This window comes from Nitrospira japonica (assembly GCF_900169565.1).
GTDB classification, from domain to species: Bacteria; Nitrospirota; Nitrospiria; order Nitrospirales; family Nitrospiraceae; genus Nitrospira_C; species Nitrospira_C japonica_A.
Genome location: NZ_LT828648.1, coordinates 3,919,866 through 3,944,264 on the forward strand (window position 1 = coordinate 3,919,866; position 24,399 = coordinate 3,944,264).

Consider the following 24,399-nt stretch of genomic DNA (forward strand, 5'->3'; position numbering starts at 1 on the left):
AAACGTGTCGTGAATCCATGCGGCCAGCTCTCGACGGCGTGCACGCCTGAGACTTTTTTTGCAGGGCCGCCGACACCATATGCTTGTCCAGCGAGAGAGCCACCACGAGCCGTTTTAACCGGCTGTTCTCTTCTTCTACTGGCGAAGTCGGCGCAACTCACTCACCCCCCAGGTGAGCATGCTTCTTCTTCCACGCATAGAAGGTTTGTTCCGTGACGCCCAACTGCCGGCAGACATCCCCAATGGGGGGTGCCGGATTCGGCTTGCCGGATGGTATAGACGATATGCTCCTCGGAGAATCTCGACCGCTTCATCGATCCACTCCTTTCGTAGAGGACCGCCGAAGTCGTCATTCTACTCTCGTTTCAAGCTGCCATCGTTTTCGCCGGGGGGAGTCGTCACTCCTTTGACGACCAGAGGAGTTTACAGGGCGAGATAGTAGAATGGTGCTCGGTTATTGAGTGAGAGCGACAGTTCAGCTATGGTCTATCGGCACAGCATGCAATTGGACTATATTCGACAGTGTGATCTAGTGGAGAATGCCCTCATCGTCATAGCGTGCCGAGTGGACTACCCGTCACGCCCCATAGCTGACTCTGGGACTTAGTCCCGAGTGAATTTAGCAGCCTACATCAGGGCAACCAGACAGCTGAGGAAGCACTTGCTCAGGTTTTGCGTTGCTCGGAGTAGAACCATCGTCAGGCAATCAACATTCTTCAACCGCGCGAATGAGAATCTAATGAGTCGCGTGAGACGTTCAAATGACTAAGGGAGGAAGAAACATGGGTTCTGGATCAAGTGGATTGTTTACAGAAAATAACTTAAGGGAAACAATTCTGGCCGGCATTCGTCCTAAGGGCAAGAACGACTCCTTTTGGGATTCCCAGGCTCTGAGAGTCCACTTCAGTGATAAAGATTTATGGCGGATGTCTCTTTCAGCGCAATTGATTCCAAAGGCCCGTTCCGCAAGCGATCACTTAGTCGATATTGGAGGAACCGTATTCTGGATCCCTTTGTACTTGGACTTGGGCTATCGACATATCACAATACTAGGACGTGAGGGTCACGGTTTCTTCCCTGAATATGATTTGATTAGAAAGGAAAAATTCAAATTAGAAATGGCTGTAGCAGATGCAGATCTTGATCCATACCCTATCAAGTCGGGAAGTGTGCAATGTGTCATCTGCTTTGAATTATTGGAGCATTTCGCTGGTGATCCGATGCATTTCTTTGAAGAAGCCAACAGAATCCTTGAAACCAATGGGATCTTTTGCCTATCTACTCCCAATGTTCTCTGGCATCAGAACCTTGTGAACCTCTTTCTTGGAGGCCATCCTTTTGGGTGGTCATTGTTTACGAACTCTTACGCCGACCGCCACAATCGAGAATACACTGCGTTGGAGCTTCCCGTGTTGCTCGAAGCAGGTGGCTTCGCTACAGAATCTTTAAGGACTGTGACTTACGAGCCGAGAAATTGGCGCCGTGAAGTCTTGGGTTATCTCCTCAGCTTTCCGGGAGCATTGGCGCGGCGAGTAAGCTTTGCTCTTCGTGGAGAAACAAGCATAGCACGTGCACACAAAATTGGAGGAGTCAAAGACCGCTATCCTGAGTGGTTATACATCCTATACGGACAACCTGGAGTCACCTTCAAGATAAAGAAATAGTGAGGTGGGCTGCATCATTTTCTAGCGCATGTCGCAGATGGTTGAGTTACTGATTTTTCTCCCTAATTTTCAAGAACGGACGTTCTATCAGCCAATACGAGGCGGATGCCAATCCCATGCCCACCAGCAAGGCGACAACCAATTGAAGCACCGGTTGAAACTGAGTCATCCTATTGGCTACTCCAAAACCAATAAGATGCCAGAGATAGAGTGAATAGGAGACTTTTCCCACATATCGTGATACCGGGTGATCAAGCCAGGTCCACATCCAATGGCCATGCTGAAGCACTATCTGCATGACAAACAGCGTGAGCAGGAATGTATCCACAGTGAACCCGATAGAATAATGATAGCTGTCTGAGCCGTAGAGGCGGGACATCAGAAGTATTGCCAACGTTCCCACCGGCATCAATGGCCATTTGGAAAGCGCTTGTACCCGAACGGCCGCTTCCGGAAACTCTGTCAAGGCGGCAAGTACACAGCCCAAGGCGAGACTGTCGAATCTTGTATCCAATGCATTATAGAGATACGCTGGGACGATGCCGATCGTTCCGATCAGAGCACATCGCCAAAGCACGACAACGAAGATACCGGCGGTGAGTCCTGCAATCACCCATCTGCCACCTCGCCTCACCAACACAATCAGTGCCAGCGGCCATAGGATGTAAAACTGTTCCTGAAGAGAGAGCGCCCAGGCGTGAGCAATAACCGTATTTGGATGGCCGTTGAATGCATTATAGTAATTAACGACGTGTCCTATGCCTGAAGCAAGCAAACCCGGTGTCCAGCAATATCCCCTGGCGCATTCTTCAATGAATGCGAAAGCAAGGTACACATAATAGGCAGGGAATATCCTCAAGAGCCGTCTATGGTGAAACCTGCCAAGATCGACCGCACCGGACTGGCGAAATTCCCTCAATAACTGCCGGGTAATGAGAAATCCGCTCAAGACAAAGAACAGCTCCACGCCAAGGTCCCCCGGAACCTGACCGAAGCCGAAGTGATAGACGATCACCGTGAGGATGGCGACGGCCCGTAGGCCATCCAACCCGGGAAGGTAAGAGGAATTAAAGATACTGGAAGAATCGTCGGCTTGCTTTTGCGAGGTGGAATGAATAGTCACCGGCAGTCAAGTCGGAAGAACTAGGCAGGCACTGTGTTAGACTGCCTCCCATGCATGTACAGACGATGCCACAGGACAAATGTCAGGAGAGTCCACAATTGCGTTTCGTGATTGCGAAGCCCTCGATCATGCTCATTCAACATTACTTCGATCGTTGATGAGTTGAAAAGACCTAGCTCCCTGAGTTCCGAACCCGTCAAATGTGATCTGAGCAGATCGCGCAGGGGGCCCCGCAACCAGTGGTCGAGTGGAATTGAAAACCCTTGCTTTCTCCGATTCAAAATCGATCTCGGCAGCACCTGCTCCAGGGACCGAATAAGAATGTGCTTCTTTTCCCACCCTTTGAGTTTGAGATTTGAGGGGATGGTAGCGACAAACTCGACGAGTTTATGATCGAGAAACGGCACGCGCACCTCGAGCGAATGCCACATGCTAAGACGGTCAGCCTTCCGAAGTTCATCGTCGGGAAGATAGGTCTCCATATCCGTCAAGAGAAGCCATTCCAGCGGATCGTGGTAACCGTCAGCGCTCCGAAGATGCAGGTCCAACGGAGGGCGATTGGTCGCCCGGAGTGCATTCAGGAAATCCTCGGAGAACAAGCTATTTTTCCCTGTTGCCGTGAACGCAGAAAGATACTGCTGGTATCGAAGCGGCAGAGGTAGTTGCGCTCCCTCCACAAATGTCTTCATCCGGTCTATCCAGATTCCCCATGAATCCAACCGAGGTGCCGATCGAACCAGAGATCGAATCCCGGCCGTCACGAAGGAAGGCAGTCGTCCGTAGGATTCTGCCGCAACGGCTCCTCGATACCGCTCATATCCGGCAAACAGCTCATCTCCCCCGATGCCCGAGAGCGCCACGGTGACCCACTGACGCGCAGCCTGACAAATCAGGTAGTTTGGGATCATCGATGAGTCCGCGAAGGGCTCGTCGAAGGCTTCGATCATAGACGGAAGAATGGTTTCGACCTGCTGTTGAGGATTCTCATACACACACTCGGAGTGATCGGTCCCGAACATCGTGGCAATCGTTCTTGCATAAGGACGCTCATCGGTACCAGGCTGTCCGTCTCCGAACCCCACCGTAAATGTTTTGACGTTTCCCGGACAGATCTTGGACATCAGCGCGACGACCGCGCTGGAATCAACGCCTCCGCTCAAAAACGACCCTAATGGGACTTCACTCACCAAATGGAGGCGTACGGCCTCCTCGAGATGATGCAACAGACCCTCTCGATAATAGTCAACGGACTTGGCCTGATCGTGAGAAAATTTGAAATGCCAGTACCGCTTCGTCGTGAACTCGCCATCCCTCCAGACACCGACATGGCCTGGAGGTAATTCGACGATGTCCTGATAGATGGTGTGTGCCCCTGGCACGTACTTGAACGTGAAGAAATCCGACGCGGATCGAACGTCCATGCGTCTTTCATATCGATCGACCGCCAATAGGCATTTTAGCTCGGAGCCGAAGTACAGACTCTCTCGATCCTGCCAATAATAGAGCGGCTTGATGCCGAACCGGTCACGTGCCAACACGAGTTTTCTCTGCCGCATGTCCCATATTGCAATTGCAAACATTCCTCGCAAATGCACGACATAATCTTCACCGAAATCTTCGTAGAGATGGACGATGCACTCCGTGTCAGACTGCGTCCTGAGCGTATGACCTCGTTTCAACAACTCAGCACGAAGTTCTTTGTAATTGTAAATTTCTCCGTTGAATACGACGGCAACGGTCTGGTCCTCGTTAAAGACCGGCTGCTTGCCGTGATTCACGTCAATGATGGCCAGCCGTCGCATACCGAGACCAACCTGCCGATCAAAGAAGAAACCGTCGTCGTCGGGCCCTCGCCGACGAATCAATGAACACATCCGCCTGACCAGTTGCTGATCAACTTGTCCCAATTCAGTGGAAACGGCCCCCACAATTCCACACATGGATCTTCTCTTTCTGAATGAGGTACTAAGAGGAGACTTTACCTCTCGACATCCGCCCCCAGTGGCGCCGGCCATATCCCATCATGCCAAGCAACTCAATGGTCATCCGCCATGGCAGAAAGATTGGTACCAATGCCAATCCGGCCAGTGCTTTCCCAGGAGCTTCTGTCGACAGCACTCCCAGCACGAAGTATCCTGCGATTGTGATAAATGCGCCTATTGACCAGTACCATACAAATGTCCACAAAGGATCCGACGCGACCAACCAGCTGCCAACAAGACACAAGAGTGCGAGAGATGCTTGACTTGAATAATTTGGGGCAAGAAGCGTAACGGCTTCGTCTACGAGCGAGTATGATCTGTTTCTCACCCCTGTCGAAATGAGAGCCCACAACTTTTCTCCCATGATAGCATACCGTCCACTCGCCCACCTCAACCGTTGACGCGAAGCCTGTTTGAGCCCTTGAGATTCCCGCGCAAACGCTCTTGCCGCAGGATTAAAGTAAATCGAATCTCCAGCCAGCAAGAGTTGAACTGAAAATTCCCAATCTTCCCCGACTGAAAAAGCAGTCCAACCATGCCTGTTTAGGACTTCCGCGCTGATACACATCCCCGTTCCGGTCAGCATGCCTGGAATCCCCAACACGGTCTTTCCTGTGTAGTAGCGCCCGTTTCTCAAAGTGCTGGTCACAGCGATGATCCTGGTGAATGGGGTGGACCAAGGGTTGGACAGGTAGTTGTAGCCTTGCTGAACCTCATGCCCAGACTCCAGTTTTTCGTCAAATGCGGAGAGAAGGTTCCGATCCACCACTGTGTCCGCATCCACAATCACCACCGCGTCAAATGGTATGTTTGCATTTCTGGCTTGTTGGATCCCCCAAGCCAGGGCTGCCCCCTTCCCCGACTGGCCGTCGGACCTTTCAAAACACTGCGCTCCCATTTTTCTAGCGATGGTGGCGGTATCATCAGTACAGCGATCCGCGACGACTACAACGTGATAGTGAGTCGATGAGTAGTTGAGTCGCCCTATGCTCTCCAACGAACTTCCAATCCCCACCTCCTCATCGTGAGCCGGGATGAGAATCACAAAGTGACTCTTCGCAGTTCGAGCGGAAGCGGCTGGGGAACGGAAAAAGAAAGAGGCCACAGCAAGAAACCATTGATACAAGAGAAGGGCGCTAAGAGGAATAAGGATGAGGATCAGTAAGATAGCCAGTACGGTATTCATAGAGGGCACAAGACTATGAGCCTTCGTGGGCATCCTTCTGGCCAGTAGCACCATTTACTTGCTTCGCTAAAAGAGCAACCGTCGCAGTGTCGTATTGCAATACGCTAAAGACCTTGGCCAGATTGATCGCCGGCTTCCCCGGACGAAGAAGCTTCTGCGCCAGGGTGGCGCACCACGAAAGCGGAAGTAGCACGATCCTCGGAAGCCAGAGCACCGTGAGGTCTGGGTTCATCCTTCGAAGCTGTTCGAGGAGCTCCCGTTTTGTGGGGAGAACCGGATCGAGAAGATTCAAGTGGCTGGGCGAATCTTGCCAATGATCAGTCATCCATGCCAGAAATCGACCGGCAAATTCTACATCGACCACGCCAAGCCTATCGCTCGATGACCCCACGGCCACAAAGACATTTCCCAATCGTTTGCCAAGTCGGCCTGGTGGGTCAAACTGACTATAGTCAACCAGCGCACCTGGTCTGACAATCTTGACCGACACTCCTAATTCCTGCCCCAGAGCCATTGCAAGCCGCTCCGATTCCAACTTTCCCCACACGTATGGACCAGAGCCTCTGCTGTTCGGTTCCAAGGGATGCGAGTCGCCTATGGGGTCCCCTTTGCCCTGCGCTAGGACAGCCAGACTGCTCACCTGGATAAATTGCTTAACACCGGCTCCCGCTGAGCCTTTGAGCATGTTCGCCGTCGCATCAAGGGAGTTCCGTTGGTGCTCCTCCCACCCTCCGGCGGTTTCGGCAGCCGCATGGATGACGGTGTCGATTCCTTTGAAGAGCTGCGCATCGGCCCCGTGTGAAACGTCCGAGACGACATACTCGACTCCACCAATACGTTCCCACGGCGACGGTTCACGGCGCGCGACGATGCGGATGGGTCGCCCACGCACCAACAGCGCCTGCGCCACGGACCTGCCCAAAAATCCTGTCCCGCCTGTCAACAGCACACCGTGACTCTCGACGGATCTCGGCGCTGCGGCCGCCAGTGCACGCATTTCAGCTCGTTTGAGGTCCTCCGCAACTCTTTCACAAATGCGGACCGTTTCCAGCAAGATCTCCGGAGATAGCGGGGACGGCGCGTTTGAGCGGACAGCCTGATAGAACGCCGAAAAGAGTTCGGCAAGTCCTGGGTAGCTCCGTTGCTGCTTGAAGAAGCGGCGTGCCATCGAGGCAGTCGTTCCTGCCAAGAGTTGCCATGCCTGCCGGTAGGGAGCCAGCAGCTTATCGATGCCCGAAGAACCTGGACCGATCGCCCGCTGAGTCGTACTTCTGACATAATCGGAAAAAATCGATCCGTTCTTTCCTACAACTCGCAAGTAGCTTTCGACAGGACGGCCCTCAAGCGTCACAACCAACGTTCCGGTCACACTCCCTCGTCGTATGAGCGCGTGAACGGTTCCAGCCTGATTTACCTCCAGTGAGACGAGTGCCGTCTGTCCCCTCACGGCACGTTCCAATACGTGCAGCATCATGTAGACGGGATGCGGCAGGATATCGAGCAGTTGATGGTCGGCCCGCAGCACTTTTCGCCCTCCGGGAGCATGTCGGACGGTTCGAAACGAGAAATAACTCTCTATGTGAGCCACCTCGCCGATCGAAGGTAGATATTGTTCGAGGACCGTAGTAGGACCCTCATAGAGAAGCTGGTGACCGGCACAGACGAGCAGTTTCTTGGCCTGTGCCTCTTCGAGTATCCGTTGTGCATCCTCCGTCCGTTCTGTAAATGGCTTCTCGACGTAAATATGGGATCCAGCAGTCAACGCCATTCGCGCCAAGGATGCGTGAGATGCCGGAGGCGTACAAATGTGAACCACATCGAACCGCTCAGCCGCCAGCATTCCTTCAGGTGTTCCATAACCTTTCACATCGGATACAATTCCCCTCATAGCCGACTGAGCAGAGTCCGAAGGATCCGCAACCGCAACCAGCTTGGCGCCGGGACACCTCAGGATCGCTCGAGCATGGTGCTGAGCATGCCGACCTGCACCGATGAGCGCCACTCGCAATTCATTTCCCTGTCGACCTGATGGATTATGCTCAATCACAGATCGCCTCATGCCTTGATCAATTCATCGTAGAGTGACGTAACCTGCCGCGCCATCCCTTGCGCTGAAAAGTTCTGTTCGACACGCCTCCTCGCCGACAAACTCAGACGACTGGCTAAATCGGAGGATTCGATCAGCTGCAGACACCTGTCGGCAAACCCCTGTACATCTTTTGGCTCGACCAAATACCCCTCAACTCCGTCTCGAATGACTTCCGGGATCCCCCCCACCCGACTCGCCACAATGGCCCGCCCTGCTGCCATGGCCTCGAGCAAAGCCATGGGAATGCCTTCACTCAGTGACGGAAGAGCGAAAATATCCAGCGCAAACATCAATTCCTGAGTATCTTCTCGATGCCCAAGAAAAACAATGTTTTCAACTATTCCCAAGTCCCGCGCCTGCTGTTCGAGTGCCTCTCTCAAGCTTCCGTCCCCTACAATAGCAATTTGCACCCGACATTGCCGACTCACGAGAATCCTTGCAGCGCGTAAAAGATACTCGAGTCCCTTGACCGGAGTCAGCCTGCCGACTGCACCAATAAGACATGTATTTGTGTCAATCCCCAATTCTGCCCGCTTGCGGTCTCGATGGATCGGCGATGGGAACGTCTCAAGATCAAGACCGTTTTTCACGCACACAACCCTTTCGACACCGCACTCGCACTTCAGTCTATCCTCAATCTGAGGGGATACCGCGATTATGGCATCGACACAATGCTGATGGACCCTGCGTTCGATGCATTCATAGATATTCATCTTTAGGGACTGAAGTCCATGAAAGGGCTCACGAAGCCCGTGTACCGTCCGAACCACATACGGAATTCCTGCCATCCTCGATGCAGGAGCTGCGAGAATCGTATCCTTATACTTGTGAGTATGAACGATCTTGTATTGTCCGGCCTTGAACTCTTTCATCAGCTCTCGAAATAGTTTGCTGCCACTCCATCGCTGCTCCGGAAATACCTTCACATCGACACCAAGCCTCCGAATTTCCTGTTCAAGCCTTCCCTCATTGAACAGAATGACGGTATGTTCAAATCCCTGCATTCTTGCAAGCTGAGACAACAATACTTTAAGTTGAACTTCCGCCCCCGCCCATAAATCTGCTACTGCCACATGGCAGATACGAGCGCACCCCTTCATGGCGCACGCTTCCTTGGCTGTTTTTCAGAAGCCTTCTCGATCATGGTTCAAGAGATAACGGGTGGGAAGGAATAGGCCTGGGGAACATACCGTAGAGCATCTTGGCAGGCGAAGCGGAAGATGACAGCGATATGACATCCTCAGCCCCTGGCCGTGGTTAGGAATGGCAATCTCCGGGAAACAGGAACTGGGTCTGGAGGCGCAACCTGAGCTCCCTGGTCATTGTCGGCAATATTGCGCAAGGCTACCACGAAGGACATCATAATCCACAAACTTGGATACCATAGGATTGAAATAAAAACTCCACTGACGATGAACCCAATCAGGCTTCCTTCCATAGCACGAGCAAAATAGACTCGAACATCCTCGCCAGGATGCACCGTAACCCCATGCTTGAGTCGAGAATTCGGAGGAGCAAATCTTGTACGAACCAGCTTGAGATCTCGATAGCATTGCAACAACATCATCCCAATGATGACAATTCCGGCAATGCCCAATTCCGCAATCAACGTGACCCAGGCAGAATGAGCCTGCCGTCCCGCAATAGACCTGCCTTGAAAGGTGCGGCCTTCCTGATATGAATCAAACGTCCAAGGAAAATTGCTTTGACCTATCCCGATGATAGGATTATGAAGAAACATTTCCATCCCAATACCCCAGGTGTAGAGACGCTCCGCCCCTGTGCCCTTGTCAATCGTCTCATCGCTGGTCGATGAAGCGATCTCATCCCAATAAGTTTCTGGGGCTAGCAGCACCATGAAAACTATCGCAACTAGCAGGACGACCAGAGCATTCATCTTTTTGGGTGATCGATACCAGCAATAGGAACCGACGGAAGCGAGTCCAATAAATCCTCCTCGTGATAAACTCGCCATCGCCGCGAGAAGGAACGCGCCAAGGCATCCCAGATACTTCAGCTTTTGAGCCATGTTGTTTGCAGAAAACATCAAGAAGTACCCAAATGGCGCAGCCATATTCATGACCATACAGAAATCGTTCTCATCAGCCATCCACGCTCCGATTCCAATTCCTCCTTTGGCGATTCCCATTGCCGCCAACAAGACGTGGATCGCCATCCAGAACTTCATCAAGGTCATCATTTTTCCCACTGTGTCAACAAAAGTGATAACACCAAGGTAGACACAGAAAAGCAAAAACATGTCCTTAAACGTCATGAGCGCCCAAAAATTATTTACGGCGAGTGGAACGTGAATCGCCATTACTACAAACAATGGAATCCACAATCTAGTTTGAAGTCGAGAGAAGTTGAGTTTCCCAGACTGAAGCACTTTGAGCAGTATGAGTGCTGATATGCCCGTTCCAAATGGAATCCCCTTGATACCGGGAAGAATGTCTTGAGGACGCCCGAATTCGAAAAGCATGTAGAGGACCACCAGATAGAATCCGACTTTGCTGTCAGGAGCTTTGGCGACGCTCCCCCTAGGAAAGGCGGCCGGAGGTCGCCAAGCGGTAGCCGAGGCCGACTCCCTGAACCCATCAGGCCCATATGCCAATAAAGTTCCAGACATTTGGAAGGTATTCAGTAACTGTTCAACACTCGCATATAGAGACGCTGGTAATTCTTCGCCATCAGCCCGGCACTGAATCGTTGTTCCACTCTTGCCACTGCACTCCGGCCGAATCGTTCACGCGTTTCCCTGTTATCCAGTAAGCTGCACAGAGCCTTTGAAAGAGCAGCGGCGTCTTGCGACGGTACCAGAACCCCCGTTTCCCCCTCCACAACGAGTTCCGCATTGCCGCCCACCTTGGTCGCAACGGCAGGAATACCGGCAGCCATGGCTTCGAGAAGCGCCAGCGAAAGCCCTTCCGATAAGGACGGCAAGACAAATACGTCCAGAGTACCCAACAGCTTTGGAATATCGTTCCGCATTCCCAAAAATCGAACTGATCCCTCCAGGCCCAATCGTTTGGCCTGCTCCTTCAATGTATCCTCCAATTCGCCCCGTCCCATTACCAAGAGCACTGTATGGGGATAGCGAACCAGGACGGCCGGCATGGCCTCCAAGAGAAACTGATGTCCTTTTACCGGATAGAGACTTCCTATGGCTCCGATCACGACATTGTCGGGGGCGAGGCCGAGTTCCGCCCTGGCCTGACGCGCTTCATCATTAGAAACGCGCGCACCGGATTCCACGCCGTTGTAGATGAGGTCAATCCTTTCGCTTGAGAGGCCGACTTTCTCCATGACGAACTGCCTGAGATCCTGAGACACGGCGACAAGTCGACCGGATCCGCTAATGACGCGATATGCCAGTCGTCTCCGGGCTCGTTCCCAAAAGTAGTTCTTTCCATGCACGGTCCCCACGAAAGGAATACCCGCTAGCCGAGCGATGACCCACCCACACACAATCGCGCTGAACTCATGGGCATGGATGAGATCGATCCGCTGTGTTCGAACGAGTTTGAGACACGCCACAAACCATCTCCAGCCGGCGATTCCACTCAGTGGCAGAACATGGACAGAGATCTTTCTATGCTGACACTGTTCCTGCAGCCAACCAGGTCTGAACAGGCCAACCATGACACGGAACCCCGATGAGATCAGCAATGCGGCTAGGCCGCTGATCATTCGTTCTGCGCCTCCTGGTCCGCTGCTCGTGGAAAGAAGGAGAATGGATCTCTGTCCAGGCGGGTTGGTCATTCGCTCGACTGGGGTTGTGAGGGGCGTGTCTGAGCGCAATACGAGGGCATATGCACTTCCGGCTATTTACTTGCGACAAAACAAAAAGAGTGGCAGAGCCGCCCTTTCCCTTCGAACGACGTAAGGAATTTCAGCAGCGAGAGGTAGATTCGTTGTCTGAACGATGGCTTCACCCCGCCGTTGAGGATGGCCGATAACTGTTCAGCCACCGGTTCTCGCCCAAGAGTAACGATAGCGGTGGGGTTGCGATAGTCCGGCCAGGGAAAGTAGGACTTCACTTTGGAGAATCCCGCTTCCCGAATAAGCCGATGATATTCGCTCAATGAATGCGTGTACGTGAAGTACGGTCCGCCCGTTCTCAAGCGACAATAGACGTTGGCAATGACTCGTGGCATCAAACTGGTAAATCGCAGGAAACTATGGTCATCTTGATCACCCAACATATAACGAAGACTAAACCGGTTCTCGATCCCGATATAAACATGTCCGCCTGCCTTGAGCACCCTCCTGGCTTCCCGCAACGCGAGTTGTTGAAGTTCAACTGGATTTCTCGAGGTATCGATGCCGCCCAACCATTCCAAGACTCCATTGAAAGCCACGACGTCTACGCTGTTATCAGGGAGCGGCAGTTTGATGGCCGAACCCAGAACCGGTGTTACGTTGAATTTCTTATCCTGCCGGCAACGAATCTGGACGAACTTGACCCGTTCAAAGGTCGCATCCAAGGCGACGACTGCGCCGACTTCCTGAGAAATCGGAGCCGCATTCGTTCCCCACCCGCAGCCGACGTCCAGAAACGTCGATTCCTGACCGTGAGGAATGATGCTGATCCACAACGAACGGCTTTCGTCATCCACGTACTTGTAAATGAATGGATCTTGGATATGTTGCTGAAACGCCTTCTTGTACCCCAACCGTTCGGAGTCTTTGAGGATGGTAGCCATCAACGGCTTCGGCACTTCACCGTGATACGTGGCCAGGTCGGAAAAACACCCAATGCCATCTTGGATTGGATAGTTCCGATTGCACGCCTCACAATGGTATGCATTCGGACGCTTGGAGAGAGTCCCCTTGCATTCAGGACAACAAAAAGCAATGTAGTCCGCTACGGCAGACCGGCTGTCGCACTTCTGACTCGTATGCATGTCGTTCCTTTCCATTACGGAGGCTGCAACCGCGTGCTATTCCCTTGCTTGCGTCAGTTTCTCAATCAAACGATCGCATGAATCCTTGATTCGTTCAAAACAGATCCGAAAATCCTCTCGACTTCCGCGGTGAGGGTCCGCAATATCGAGCGGGCCTGTGCTGCAGAACCGGCCAAGCACAAAGATCTTCTGCCGCTCGCGAGGGTAAAGTCTTGCGAGACGCTCCCTTTGGGACATTTCCATAACTAAGATCAAGTCCGACTGGTCGAGCAACTTTTGGTATAGCTGCTTGGCGGCATGACTCTCCAGAGAAACTCCGAATTGACCAGCCACTTCTCTTGCCAGACTGTGTGCGGGCCTCCCTGGAAGGGTCTCGATTCCGGCAGAACTGACGGAAATCAGCACGCTTTCTTTCCTGGCCTTATCGCGGAAATACGCTTCAGCCAAAGGGCTGCGGCATAGATTCCTCGCACAGACGAACAACACGTTCCGAACAGGGTGGGGCAAGGCCCTCGGAGTCATGATGCGTTCGGAGAAGACGCGAAGAATCCTGAGGTTCCGGTATGTGTGCCGTCCCGCTTCACGCAAACCATGGAAATAACTCTGAATACCCCGTTTGAACCAGGCTACCCCTGTCGCGCTCATGAATGTCCCTTTACCAGATGCCTGATGTACTTCTGCAGTTCATACCTGGCTGGGCCAAGATCATCCCACCGCTCGATCTCGTAGTAGAGGTCCTTCTGCCAAAAATGAACGAATTCTGTCGTACTGCGGAGCCTTGAGGGATATCCAGAAGGAAGTCTGAGTGCCTCATCGGATTTGAAAGTTCTCATTAGCAGGTGATCGAGATCACCCAGAAGCCATCGCGACCTTACACCCGTCCTATAGGTGGATGCGGGCATCGCAACAGGATGCTGGACAGCCAGTCGATACAGAAGGTTGGGGAGATTCAGACCCGCATCCAGCGCCAATTGTAGAGACCCCCAAAATCGTCCATTGATTTCCATTAGGTTTGGAATACCGGTTCCATGTTCGACCTTAAACTCTACCATCGCGACGCCATGCCATCCAACTTTCTTCAGCAATCGAACCGCATGATCCGTCATCTCTTTGGGAAGCGCTATGCTTTCACGAAGGACACTCACTCCTCCGGACGGAGGCTTTTCTCGAAGCCGCCGATGGGCAAAAAGCGCGACCGGGTCACCGGCATTGCAGAGCGCGAATACGCCCTGGCCTTCCCCTTCGATACATTTCTGAATCAGAGAAGGCTCACGAAGATAGGGAACGGTTCGATACAGCTGATTGAGTTCCTCCCGACTTCCAACCCGATGCACGCTGGTTCTGGCCCAGTGCCCGTTCACCGACATCAGCGACCGCCTCGGCTTAACGATGAGCGGATAATCGCCAAGAACTTCTGTGTCCGCAGGCGGAACCCCCTGCTCGACAAAAATGGTGGACGGAATGGGCACTCCCAATTCCACAGCCAAGTGACACAGCCCATACTTGTCAGACACCGAATTGTAACTTTCCCAAGACGGAAGTCCGTGGGTTTTCGACAGTCCTAAGCGTTCCCGGTATTCGGTAACTGCCTGCATTGACGCATCGGTAACCGGCATGACGGCCGAGATATTCAACTGCCTGATGGCCTCGGCCAGACTTGAGATGAACTGCATGGGATTGGTAAGCGGAGAAGGATATCGCCACCGACTCACGCAATATCGCGATGCACCAGCCAGTGATGAGTCGGTCTCGGCTCCGACCACGACCGGAATCCCCGCTTGTCCAAGACCTCTCGTCACGGCCAACGCAGACCTCTCATCACCATCCGTAACGAGGACGCAGCCCTTGGAGCCTATCGAACTTGCGATACTGGTCTCCATGGCTAATCCGTCACCTCTCACCGCAGTCCGGACAATGTCAGCGCAAACAGTGGATCTGATGCGGCGGTATCCTCGTGCACGCTGATTCGCTTAAGCGCAAAGACATCCTGTGGCCTTCTGTCCTCCAGTCCGATTTCGCAGCCAACAGCTCCAAGATAACCGGTAGCTCTTGTGAGTCGCTGAATCTCACGGTCAAAATTTCCATTGGGATAACAAAACACGGGAACTGGCGTAAGGTCGTGTCCCAGCAGTGCCTCATGGGATTTGATCAATTCATCCTCGACTTCGGCAAGCGGAATGTTGGTCAGAATCCTGTGGGAACAGGAATGCGCGCCGAACGCAATATTGTGTCCCGCCATTTCCTTCACTTCATTCCAATCCAACAATACACGAAGATTCGGCACTCTCACTCCCAGAATCTGACTCAACCGATGGACAAACCCGGCAATGGTGCCAGAAGGAAGATGCTTGCATTGTTCGATTAGCCAGTCGGAATCAATCTCTCCCCTGGATTCAATCGACAGAGAAGGGACCGGCATCGTAGTCCCAGCAGCAGGCGACGTTTCCACCAACGCGCTGGACAGCGCCTCCGCGAATTCCTTCTCCGCCATCCGCTTTCGCGCATCTCCAACTATATACGCGAGTTCGTCAGGCCAGAACCATCGCGACGTGCCGATATAATCCGTGGCAAGAAAAATCGTGGCTGGAAGGTTGTATTTCTTCAGGATCGGAAAAGCATATCGATAATTGTCGTACCAGCCGTCATCGAACGTAATCGCGCAGTACCGCTTGCTGGAATCCAATTCACCTGTGCGCCATTGTTCAAGCAGTTCCGCAAACGGCAATACAACGAACCGCTCGTGAAGATACGCCGCATGCGCCTCGAAGGTTTCGGATTGAACATACATCCCCGGCTGAATATGCTCGGCACGAACCATGTCGCTGGACACCACACGATGATAGGTGAGGATAGCCACCCGACCTCGATTCCGAACCTGCGCCAGTCCTGAGTAGTAATAGACATCTGCCAGCAGTTTCCATGTGGCTGTCTTCACCCCTGCTAACACGTCGACTCCTTGCTGCGGTATGTCTGAAAAAGCGGCGGGAAGCAGGACCGAACGGGACAATACCCTTCAAACAAAGGGACAGACCCGCGTAGCAGCGGTGTCTATCCCTTGGCGGATTGCTCCTGACTAGAACAGCGTATAGATGAATGGCGCAACGGCCGATCCTTGCGTGAGGACGATGAGACTCCCCAATAACACGAGGACCAAGATAATCGGGAGAAGCCAGAACTTCTTCCGCTCTCGCATGAATGCCCATAATTCCTGAAGAAACTCTCCCATGAATCATCCTCCTACTAATATCAGCGTGTTGCCATCGTAAAGTTAGAACATGTTCTTCATATGCGTAGCCGGCCTGGGCGGACGTGTCACGCGATATGTCGTCGCGCCCGGGTCAAAACCTCTCCTCATCGGGTCCCGACCTGTAAGCTTCATGATCACGCCCATCGGAGTGATGATGCCATAAAACAACACACCCAGGATAATTCGAGTATTGATCCATCCCAGAACATGTCCAATTAGCATCCACCCACGATACGGCTCCCGCAGGAGGCCGGGCGCCACCAATCCTGTCGCGGCCAAGAGCGTTCCCAATCCCACTGCCCACACACGTACCGGATCCTGCCTCCACACAAACGGGAATAACCCGATCAGAAGAAACACTCCACCCACTAGCAGCCCGAATTGTCGCAATACCGCCTTGCTAATCTCTTCGCGCTCCATAAATATCCTTATCTTTTCGTCTGTCTGAAGAGCCTGACTCTCCAGACGCATCCACACCGTTCATATTATGATCCAAGCTCTTTGGACTTGTCTTTACCTCTTCGAGGGACTCCAGGACACGATGCGCTCACCTCGAAGATAGCGTATCCACGCGTCAAGAATCGAAATATTGACCATGACGAAAAATGAGGGGATACGTAAAACTCCGATATTGGGCAATTGCTGCGTAAGCAGATAGAGACAGGCCAGAACATAAAACAGCACCTGGACCAGCAACGTGGCCTGATAGAAGGGTGATGATGCGGCCAGGACGAGGTTCGAAACCAGCGCACCGATCATGGCAAAGGGAACCAACCACCGACACAACTTATGGCTCAATAACTGCCAGGCAAATAAGTGATACCGCATCGGATTGAGCAACGGTAAGCTTCGCATGAATACCGAAATTCCTCGTACGACGGTCCGGACCTTCCGCTCGTATTCCTTCTTTTGATCGGCAAGGTTCTTATAATACCCGATGCTATCCGGATCGGCGACACCCCGTAGACCTAGTCGAATGCTGTTCAGCAATGTATTGAAGTCACTTTGTAAATCGGGTGCCCAGCTTCGACACACCTCACGCCGTGCGGAAAAAAACGAGCCGCTGAGGCCGACCAGAGTATTGACCCTGGACTCCAGGCTCCGCAAGGCCATTTCGTATCGGACATAGGCCCCTTCCCCGCTGACGACCCCGTCGGTATCGATAAATCGATCGACGCTGCTCACGCATCCGACGGTCCCATCCGAAAAATTGTTGACGATCTCGCTAATGGCCGTAGGCTCAAGTATGGTGGCTGTATCGGAAAATACCAAGACATCTCCGATCGTAGATTCGACCGCGAGCTTTTGCGCCGCTTCTTTCCCGCCTTTGACATTGGAGCGAACCAGTCTAATTCCGGAAGAAGCGAACGACCGAACGATATCGTCGGTCGCGTCGGTAGAACAATCGGACGCGACGATCAATTCGAGCTTCTCTCTCGGATACTCCAACTTGAGAGTATTCTCCAATTTCTCGCGAATCCGTTTCTCTTCATTATAGGCGGTAATGATGACTGCCACGGTCGGCCTAAACTCCGACTTCCTTACTGGTCTGCTTCGAAACAAGCCGACAGTATAGAGGCATAGCGGGTATCCGGCATAGGCGTACCCGATAAACCAGACTGACAACCAGAACAACGCTTCCATATCGTATCGCTCTACACCGTCAGCCGGAACTGCATTGGTCAACTGGGGCTGAACGTGCCCCGGTGTTCCTGGAGCGAGGCTCTGAAACTCCCAAGACCCGCCAGATCTTTACACGATCAGATTCCGTCACAAATTCATGGGTCGGCAAGGTCACCAATCGTTCGACGACCTCTTGAGCCCCTGGACATGTCCGGTCGGTAATCCGACCAGCCAGTTCGGGAATGTCCTGAATCGTCGTTGGGTAGCTTGAACTTACTCCGGCACCGTATTTTTGACTGCGCGCACAGGCCTCATGCTTGGCCACTCTATCCCGCAAGAGAACCGGCAAGCGGAGATAGACGCCATCGGGGTGCGTAATTGGTTGCAGACCATTGAAGCCCTGGTTCAGTCCCATAATCAATTTTCCTGCACAAGCCGCGCGATCCGTGTTTGCTTTGGCCAGCCGCCGGTCCCAGCCCACCAATTGACAGGCTCGCACCTCATCCATACGGCACACCGGGAAATCGGTATAGAATTTGGTTTCTCCTAGACCAAGAAATGGAAGTCCGGACGGTAACCAATACCAGGTCGGGCGAATAAACGCCCTCATGAGAACCAGTTCGGCCCAATTTCGACATGTTTCGCCGAAGGAGGCAGCCGGCAACTTCGAATATTCGGCATGAATCGCGTCGGCTAAGGTGGGCGACTTCGTAACGATGATTCCTCCCGTTCCGCTCGTGAGGTTCTTTCCACGACCAAGGCTGAAAAATGCCACGTCTCCTTCAGTACCGACGAGTCCTTTTTCAGACCCTCCGCCCAGCGCCTGGGCCGCATCTTCGACCACAGCGATATCGCGTGTGCGGCATAGTTGGACGACACGTCGTACGTCAGCCGGAAGGCCAAAGAGGTGAGTCGGCAGAACACAGAGGATATCCTCACTCAGGAGCCGCTCCAGCTCTTCGAAGTCAAAATCCAGCGTGCGCGGGTTCACATCGCATAAAACAACCTCCAGGCCTGCTCTCACAATTGCTGACGGCACGGAAAAACACGTGTAGGCTGGAATGATCACCCGCCGTCGCCTTGAACTCGCCGCCAAGGCCTTCAGAACCACCACCAGAGCGGCTTTCCCGGACGAAACAAGAAACACTCCCCTGGCCTGAAACTTGGCTTCCAATTCTCGGATCAATCGTTCACGGTACTTCCGACCACCAATGAGTCCCGGAAGAGAGCCAATGAGGTTGGAGAGAGAAAGAGGCGCCGAGGTGGGAGCAAGAGTCCGCTGCAGCTTCATGGCAGATATTTGACGATGTGCGGACCAAGCAAGTTGGCGGCAAAGAGTGGGAGACGCTGCCACAGGCTGATCGCGACCTTGAACTTCGGATTGTCAGGACTCAATCGAGGCATCTCCCGGCCCTGGCTCAACCAATAGTACCAGTATAATGGGCGCGGTTGAGCCCCCCACTGCTGTTTGAAACGGTACGTCCCGCTGTCCACGGACGATCGCCCGAAATCGAACTCCGTGAATCCCTCCCGACAGGCATATTCGAGAACGGCATGATACAGCAACATGTTAGGCGCCAGCCGACCGTATCGTTTGTCCGATGCCGCCCATGGAATTTCAAGTACCCGGCGGAATCCATAGACCAGTCCCGCCGCAAGCGGCTGCTGTTGCAATGATACGACGAACAAGCGAGTCTCTTTGGGGAAAGCGTCGACAATCGCTCGGAAGAAACCCTTTGCATATACAGGAGTACCAAGATCCCTCATGCATCGAGAGAAGACGCTGTAATAGTCATTCAAGAGTTCTTCAGCCCCGATACGAACCTCCATCCCCTCCTTCTGCCCTCGCCGGATCTGGCTTCGCAGCTTCGACGGGTAGGCTTTGAACAAGGCTTCCGGATCAGAAGGCAAGGCCAGGCGCATGGACACTTTGTGCTGACCTACCGGCCAATCGGTCTCCAATGGCGCCGTCTGTCTCAATTCAATGTGGCCGGCTCCAAGTTCACGGGCAAGGTCGCCGGCCCGAGCCAATAACTTCTCGGTAGCCATCCGATCTTCTGCGAGAATCCCCCCATAATTGAAAAAAGCCAGAGAAGTCAGAAAGCTCCCAAACAGGGGGCTTTTTGTGAGGACCAGAGGGAGCACGCCGCGAACCATATCCTGGCCGTCCTTGGCCATCAAATAGAAGGTGGGGTGCCCAAACACGCGCGTCACAACCTCCCGCCATGCCAGGGTGTGATAGCCGGAGGCTTCCGGGCGGCTCAGTACAAATGCATCCCATAGGGCGGCGTCGGTGGCAGTATTCAGAGTAATAACGTTCATGGATTTTCGTCCCAACAGAACCGGCGGAGAAAACTCCCGTTCAATTCAACGGATGAGAACGTCCGTTGCGAGAAACAATCACCGAATCGATCGCCATTTCTAGCGACCGAGCCATGACGGCCCACGAATGATGCTCCCGAACCCGAGCTAATCCGTTTGCGCCCAGACGCTGGGCCTCGGTCGGATTTTCGAGTAAATGCACAACCTTGTCGGCAAAGACTTGCGCACTGTCTGCGAGAGCCACTTCACGATTATCGACCAGATCCAAACCTTCGATGCTGAGCGGTGTTGCGACAGTGGCCTTTTTCATTGCCATGGCGATCAAGATCTTGTTCTTGACGCCGGTCCCCAGTCTCAGGGGACAAACCACGAGCGCCGACGATCTTACGAACGGCCGTACGTCCTCGACCTCTCCAGTGACGTGAATGCCTGGTCTCTGTGCCAATCTTCTGACATTTTCCGGCGGACCGTTGCCGACGATCCAAAACTGCGCATGGGGACGCTTCGCCCTGATTAGGGGAAAGATCTCATCCGAAAAATAGAGCGCTGCATCTTGATTAGGCGGATAGCCCATCACTCCGGTGAATACCAACTTGTCCGTTTCTCCCTGACCTATGCCGGGCAGGAAGTAGTCCATGTCAACTCCGTTCGTCACGGTGAGCGTGTTAGAGGAGCCTGACAGCCCCTTGATAACGCCCTCGTCGACGACGGAATTCGTAACCACCAGATCGAAGACATTTCCAACGGTACGCTCAAGTTGCCTGGCCCGCACAAGATGGGCCCACGCAGACAATTTTTTCGAGAGTCCATGCTCCGACCGCAATACACGAAGCCCCATGAGCGTAATGGAATCCGTGAGATCCACGATCGCAGGGATGGCTCGATGCTCTCCGACATACTCCGTCATGAAAATCAGATCGGCATAAATGAGATCGACTTTCGCCTCGATACACAGCGCGTCGATCTTTTCCCGCATCATGCGATAGTAGGATGGCTGTCGATACCGTGTCTCGAAAAAAGCGGCCAGATTCATGCGATGCCATTGCTGCCCCCACCACGTCGGTCGAGGAGGATCGGGAAGGACCTCGACACGCGCGAAGACACGGGCGGCAGTAGGGTCATTGAGAAACATCCTGTATCGATCCCGAGATGAGCAGCGGCAGACCAGCAATAACTCATGATGCTTGGACAGTTCGCGGCAGAGGCTAAACAGCCGGGGAGATCCCGGCATGCTCGAAGTGGCGGGAACATCGGAAGTCAGCACCAATATTTTCATGATTTATGTCTTACTGAACCATTGTACCCGCCGCATCCATCTCGGGCTGCATGACAACACCAACCGTGCGGCTGTCAGTCCGATACGACCTGACTGAAATATTCGATAGTCTTTCGGAGACCATCCTCAAGTTCCACTTCCGGCTCCCATCCCAGCAACTGCTTCGCAAGACGAATGTCCGGGCGTCGCACTTTCGGATCGTCAGCCGGTAACGGTCTATACTCGATCTGGCTTTTAGAACCGGTGAGCTTGAGCACAAGCTCGGCAATGCCCTTGACGGTCAATTCTCGCGGATTGCCAATATTCACGGGGTCGTGGATGGTTTCAGGCAGGGGTTGAGTAGACTTCGTCAGAAATCTTGCCCGATTCGTACGTTCCGCTACCGGCTTGTCTGAGTCGATCAAGAGCAGCGTCGTAATACCCCGGACCAAGTCATCGACGTAACAGAAACTTCTGGTCTGGCTTCCATCACCAAATATGGTCAATGGCTTCCCTTGAAGGGCTTGCACCACGAAGTTCGACACGACTCGCCCATCGTGAGGACGCATCCTCGGTCCATACGTGTTGAAAATTCTGACAATGCGGGTGTCGACTCCGTGATACCGGTGATAGGCCATCGTCATGGCCTCGGCAAACCGCTTCGCCTCGTCATAGACGCCGCGGGGGCTGATGGGATTGACATTCCCCCAATAGGTTTCCGGTTGGGGGTTCACCAACGGATCGCCATAGACTTCCGAGGTGCTGGCCAACAGTAGTCGAGCGTGTTTCGCCTTGGCCAACCCCAATACCTTATGCGTACCCAGCGCACCAACCTTCATCGTCGCGATGGGCATCTCCAGATAATCCTGGGGACTTGCCGGGGACGCAAAGTGCAGGATCGCATCAAGCGCCCCGTCTACATGAATGTAGTCGCACACGTTGTACTTGACGAAGCTGAACCGAGGATGTCCCATCAAATGCGCGATATTCTCGGCTCGTCCAGTGATCAGATTGTCCATCACAATTACGTCATGCCCCTTACCAATCAGCAAGTCACTCAGGTGACTGCCAAGAAATCCAGCGCCTCCGGTGATGAGAATCCGCATACACGTGCCTCCCATTTCTCTAGTCCAGCTCAAACTCTTTTTTCCAATCCGTATCTTCCGCAAGCGGCGTTTGGTCCTGTTTGTACAGGACGCAGTTCTCGAGCACGAGGACATCCATCTCCGTACGCATAAAGCACCGGTATGCATCTTCCGGCGTGCATACGATCGGCTCACCTCGTACATTGAATGAGGTATTGACCAGCACCGCGTACCCCGTGAGGGCTTCAAACGATTTCAACAGATTGTAGTATTGCGGGTTGGTCTCCTGATGAATCGTTTGTACCCTTGCCGAGTAGTCGAGGTGGGTAACCGCGGGAATGTCCGATCTCGGCACATTGAGCAAATCAATGCCCCAGAGATCTTTCTGTGAAGCCGTCATCGGCCGACGCCGCTTTTCCTGAACCGGCGCCACGATCAGCATATACGGACTATCGGAGTGCAGGTCAAAATAATCTGAGACGCGTTCACGCAATACCGACGGCGCAAATGGTCTGAACGATTCACGATACTTGATTTTCAGGTTCATGATCGACTGCATCTTCGTGCTTCTTGCATCACCGAGAATGCTGCGTCCCCCCAACGCCCGGGGGCCGAATTCCATGCGACCCTGCAGCCATCCCACAACCTTCTCCTGGGCAAGATCCTGTGCAACGCGCTCAAAGAGTTCCGAGTTGGATAGCCTGCTATACGGCGCGCCTTTGCTTTTCAGAAATACCTCGATCTCTTCATTCGTATGAGCCGGCCCCAAGTAGGACCCGCGCATGCGGTCCTGCTTTCCGTTCGAGATTCTTGGCTGATTCTCATACTGATGCCAAACGCTCAATGCTGCGCCCAAGGCCCCTCCCGCGTCGCCAGCCGCGGGCTGAATCCACAGGTCCTTGAACGGCCCCTCTCTCAGGATACGGCCGTTTCCCACACAATTAAGCGCCACACCGCCGGCTAGGCACAAGTAGTCGAGACCCGTTTCTCGATGGAGCGAGCGCGAAATCCGCAGCATCACTTCCTCCGTCACCTCCTGAACTGAACGGGCAAGATCCATCTCTCGTTGCGTCAACTTTGACTCCGGCTTTCGTGGCGGCCCTCCAAAAAGGGAGTCGAACTTGTTTCCCGTCATGGTCAAGCCGGTACAATAGTTGAAATATTCCATGTTCATCCGAAAAGTACCGTCCGGCTTAATGTCGATAAGGTGATCATAAATGGCTTTCGCATACTTCGGTTCCCCATATGGCGCGAGCCCCATCACCTTGTACTCCCCGGAGTTCACCTTGAAGCCTGTGTAGTAGGTAAAAGCGGAGTACAACAGCCCGAGCGAGTGAGGAAATGGTATTTCCCACAGCGGCGTCAATTGGTTACCATGCCCCTTCCACGCAGACGTCGTGGCCCACTCCCCGACTCCATCCATGCAGAGTACCACCGCAGAATCATACGGGGAGGCAAAAAATGCTGAAGCTGCATGAGATTCATGGTGTTCGGAGAAGAGCAACTGCGGAAGGTCGCGCTTCTTGAGTCTTTGGTCATGCTTCAGAAATTCCTCGCACAATAGAGTCTTAAGGAGCAATTTCTCTTTCATCCAGACCGGCATCGCGGCCAGGAACGATTGCAAACCGGTAGGCGCAAAGGCCAGATAGGTCTCAAGAAGCCGCTCAAATTTCACCAACGGCTTGTCGTAGAACACCAGGCGGCTCACTTCACCCAAGCGGATTCCACCGGCCTGCAGACAGTAATCGATAGCTCGATGCGGAAAACCGGGGTCGTGTTTCTTCCTCGTGAATCGCTCTTCTTGTGCCGCAGCCACGATATCTCCGTCTCGCACAAGACAAGCGGCGCTATCATGATAGTAAGCCGATATTCCTAGAATAGTGCTCATCTAATTATTCCCTCATTCTTCAAAAGTC

The 24,399-nt window shown here is 53.3% G+C and carries 21 protein-coding genes; 1 reads left to right on the top strand and 20 read right to left on the bottom strand.

Annotated features, from left to right (window positions below; all coding sequences use genetic code 11):
• Positions 1-157: 157 nt before the first annotated feature.
• Positions 158-286: a transposase gene (locus tag NSJP_RS20230; RefSeq protein WP_080888666.1), complete on the bottom strand. Its 129-nt coding sequence runs from the start codon at positions 284-286 to the stop codon at positions 158-160.
• Positions 287-782: 496 nt separating this feature from the next.
• Here NSJP_RS20230 and NSJP_RS18360 point away from each other — a divergent pair, with 496 nt between their 5' ends.
• A complete protein-coding gene (locus tag NSJP_RS18360; RefSeq protein ID WP_172834458.1) occupies positions 783-1,664 on the top strand; it encodes a methyltransferase domain-containing protein in 882 nt (293 codons plus the stop codon).
• Between the two features lie 46 nt (positions 1,665-1,710).
• On the opposite strand, the gene NSJP_RS18365 is transcribed toward NSJP_RS18360, so the two are convergent.
• From NSJP_RS18365 to NSJP_RS18450, 19 genes are all read right to left on the bottom strand, one after another.
• Entirely contained in the window at positions 1,711-2,787 is a 1,077-nt protein-coding gene (locus tag NSJP_RS18365; RefSeq protein ID WP_172834459.1) for an acyltransferase family protein, read from the bottom strand.
• Between the two features lie 20 nt (positions 2,788-2,807).
• A complete protein-coding gene (asnB, locus tag NSJP_RS18370; RefSeq protein WP_172834460.1) occupies positions 2,808-4,727 on the bottom strand; it encodes an asparagine synthase (glutamine-hydrolyzing) in 1,920 nt (639 codons plus the stop codon).
• A gap of 25 nt (positions 4,728-4,752) precedes the next feature.
• The gene (locus tag NSJP_RS18375) at positions 4,753-5,955 is read right to left on the bottom strand and encodes a glycosyltransferase family 2 protein (RefSeq protein WP_172834461.1); all 1,203 of its coding nucleotides are present in this window, start codon (positions 5,953-5,955) and stop codon (positions 4,753-4,755) included.
• A gap of 13 nt (positions 5,956-5,968) precedes the next feature.
• Complete coding sequence (locus tag NSJP_RS18380) at positions 5,969-8,014, bottom strand: Gfo/Idh/MocA family oxidoreductase (protein ID WP_080888319.1); 2,046 nt, start codon at positions 8,012-8,014, stop codon at positions 5,969-5,971.
• Entirely contained in the window at positions 8,011-9,144 is a 1,134-nt protein-coding gene (locus tag NSJP_RS18385) for a glycosyltransferase family 4 protein (RefSeq protein WP_080888320.1), read from the bottom strand. The genes NSJP_RS18380 and NSJP_RS18385 overlap by 4 nt, the downstream gene beginning before the upstream one ends.
• A 140-nt stretch (positions 9,145-9,284) precedes the next feature.
• Positions 9,285-10,526 carry an O-antigen ligase family protein gene (locus tag NSJP_RS18390; RefSeq protein WP_172834463.1) on the bottom strand — a complete coding sequence of 414 codons (1,242 nt, stop codon included), beginning with the start codon at positions 10,524-10,526 and terminating at the stop codon, positions 9,285-9,287.
• A gap of 158 nt (positions 10,527-10,684) precedes the next feature.
• Complete coding sequence (locus NSJP_RS18395) at positions 10,685-11,806, bottom strand: glycosyltransferase (RefSeq protein ID WP_080888322.1); 1,122 nt, start codon at positions 11,804-11,806, stop codon at positions 10,685-10,687.
• A 62-nt stretch (positions 11,807-11,868) separates the two neighbouring features.
• Positions 11,869-12,750 carry a class I SAM-dependent methyltransferase gene (locus tag NSJP_RS18400; protein WP_172834465.1) on the bottom strand — a complete coding sequence of 294 codons (882 nt, stop codon included), beginning with the start codon at positions 12,748-12,750 and terminating at the stop codon, positions 11,869-11,871.
• Between the two features lie 237 nt (positions 12,751-12,987).
• Positions 12,988-13,596 carry a low molecular weight protein-tyrosine-phosphatase gene (locus tag NSJP_RS20235; protein ID WP_080888324.1) on the bottom strand — a complete coding sequence of 203 codons (609 nt, stop codon included), beginning with the start codon at positions 13,594-13,596 and terminating at the stop codon, positions 12,988-12,990.
• Complete coding sequence (locus NSJP_RS18410) at positions 13,593-14,750, bottom strand: carboxylate--amine ligase (RefSeq protein WP_172834467.1); 1,158 nt, start codon at positions 14,748-14,750, stop codon at positions 13,593-13,595. Before NSJP_RS18410 ends, NSJP_RS20235 begins: the two co-directional genes overlap by 4 nt.
• 98 nt (positions 14,751-14,848) lie before the next feature.
• Positions 14,849-15,886 (bottom strand): polysaccharide deacetylase family protein, encoded by a 1,038-nt coding sequence (locus NSJP_RS18415; protein ID WP_080888326.1) that lies wholly within the window; start codon positions 15,884-15,886, stop codon positions 14,849-14,851.
• Positions 15,887-16,024: 138 nt separating this feature from the next.
• Complete coding sequence (locus NSJP_RS19565) at positions 16,025-16,177, bottom strand: DUF5989 family protein (protein WP_172834468.1); 153 nt, start codon at positions 16,175-16,177, stop codon at positions 16,025-16,027.
• Between the two features lie 42 nt (positions 16,178-16,219).
• Positions 16,220-16,618, bottom strand: coding sequence for an SxtJ family membrane protein (locus NSJP_RS18420; RefSeq protein WP_155970478.1), 399 nt, complete (start codon positions 16,616-16,618; stop codon positions 16,220-16,222).
• A gap of 93 nt (positions 16,619-16,711) precedes the next feature.
• The gene (locus tag NSJP_RS18425) at positions 16,712-17,716 is read right to left on the bottom strand and encodes a glycosyltransferase (protein ID WP_231989434.1); all 1,005 of its coding nucleotides are present in this window, start codon (positions 17,714-17,716) and stop codon (positions 16,712-16,714) included.
• Positions 17,717-17,861: 145 nt separating this feature from the next.
• Positions 17,862-19,112, bottom strand: coding sequence for a DegT/DnrJ/EryC1/StrS family aminotransferase (locus NSJP_RS18430; RefSeq protein WP_080888329.1), 1,251 nt, complete (start codon positions 19,110-19,112; stop codon positions 17,862-17,864).
• Positions 19,109-20,143: a FemAB family XrtA/PEP-CTERM system-associated protein gene (locus NSJP_RS18435; protein ID WP_080888330.1), complete on the bottom strand. Its 1,035-nt coding sequence runs from the start codon at positions 20,141-20,143 to the stop codon at positions 19,109-19,111. Before NSJP_RS18435 ends, NSJP_RS18430 begins: the two co-directional genes overlap by 4 nt.
• Before the next feature lie 40 nt (positions 20,144-20,183).
• On the bottom strand, positions 20,184-21,419 hold the full coding sequence (locus tag NSJP_RS18440) for a glycosyltransferase (protein WP_080888331.1): 1,236 nt from the start codon (positions 21,417-21,419) through the stop codon (positions 20,184-20,186).
• 74 nt (positions 21,420-21,493) lie between these two features.
• Positions 21,494-22,504 (bottom strand): UDP-glucuronic acid decarboxylase family protein, encoded by a 1,011-nt coding sequence (locus NSJP_RS18445; RefSeq protein WP_080888332.1) that lies wholly within the window; start codon positions 22,502-22,504, stop codon positions 21,494-21,496.
• A 19-nt stretch (positions 22,505-22,523) separates the two neighbouring features.
• Positions 22,524-24,371: a carbamoyltransferase family protein gene (locus NSJP_RS18450; RefSeq protein WP_080888333.1), complete on the bottom strand. Its 1,848-nt coding sequence runs from the start codon at positions 24,369-24,371 to the stop codon at positions 22,524-22,526.
• Positions 24,372-24,399: the final 28 nt, after the last annotated feature.

What these genes read in the sequence shown, in the direction of transcription:
- NSJP_RS18360 (WP_172834458.1), top strand. Translation starts at nt 783, where the DNA reads ATGGGTTCTGGATCAAGTGGATTGTTTACAGAAAATAACTTAAGGGAA.
- asnB (WP_172834460.1), bottom strand. Translation starts at nt 4,727, where the DNA reads ATGTGTGGAATTGTGGGGGCCGTTTCCACTGAATTGGGACAAGTTGAT.
- NSJP_RS18375 (WP_172834461.1), bottom strand. Translation starts at nt 5,955, where the DNA reads ATGAATACCGTACTGGCTATCTTACTGATCCTCATCCTTATTCCTCTT.
- NSJP_RS18380 (WP_080888319.1), bottom strand. Translation starts at nt 8,014, where the DNA reads ATGAGGCGATCTGTGATTGAGCATAATCCATCAGGTCGACAGGGAAAT.
- NSJP_RS18385 (WP_080888320.1), bottom strand. Translation starts at nt 9,144, where the DNA reads ATGAAGGGGTGCGCTCGTATCTGCCATGTGGCAGTAGCAGATTTATGG.
- NSJP_RS18390 (WP_172834463.1), bottom strand. Translation starts at nt 10,526, where the DNA reads ATGCTTTTCGAATTCGGGCGTCCTCAAGACATTCTTCCCGGTATCAAG.
- NSJP_RS18395 (WP_080888322.1), bottom strand. Translation starts at nt 11,806, where the DNA reads ATGACCAACCCGCCTGGACAGAGATCCATTCTCCTTCTTTCCACGAGC.
- NSJP_RS18400 (WP_172834465.1), bottom strand. Translation starts at nt 12,750, where the DNA reads ATGGCTACCATCCTCAAAGACTCCGAACGGTTGGGGTACAAGAAGGCG.
- NSJP_RS20235 (WP_080888324.1), bottom strand. Translation starts at nt 13,596, where the DNA reads ATGAGCGCGACAGGGGTAGCCTGGTTCAAACGGGGTATTCAGAGTTAT.
- NSJP_RS19565 (WP_172834468.1), bottom strand. Translation starts at nt 16,177, where the DNA reads ATGGGAGAGTTTCTTCAGGAATTATGGGCATTCATGCGAGAGCGGAAG.
- NSJP_RS18420 (WP_155970478.1), bottom strand. Translation starts at nt 16,618, where the DNA reads ATGGAGCGCGAAGAGATTAGCAAGGCGGTATTGCGACAATTCGGGCTG.
- NSJP_RS18430 (WP_080888329.1), bottom strand. Translation starts at nt 19,112, where the DNA reads ATGAAGCTGCAGCGGACTCTTGCTCCCACCTCGGCGCCTCTTTCTCTC.
- NSJP_RS18435 (WP_080888330.1), bottom strand. Translation starts at nt 20,143, where the DNA reads ATGAACGTTATTACTCTGAATACTGCCACCGACGCCGCCCTATGGGAT.
- NSJP_RS18440 (WP_080888331.1), bottom strand. Translation starts at nt 21,419, where the DNA reads ATGAAAATATTGGTGCTGACTTCCGATGTTCCCGCCACTTCGAGCATG.
- NSJP_RS18445 (WP_080888332.1), bottom strand. Translation starts at nt 22,504, where the DNA reads ATGCGGATTCTCATCACCGGAGGCGCTGGATTTCTTGGCAGTCACCTG.
- NSJP_RS18450 (WP_080888333.1), bottom strand. Translation starts at nt 24,371, where the DNA reads ATGAGCACTATTCTAGGAATATCGGCTTACTATCATGATAGCGCCGCT.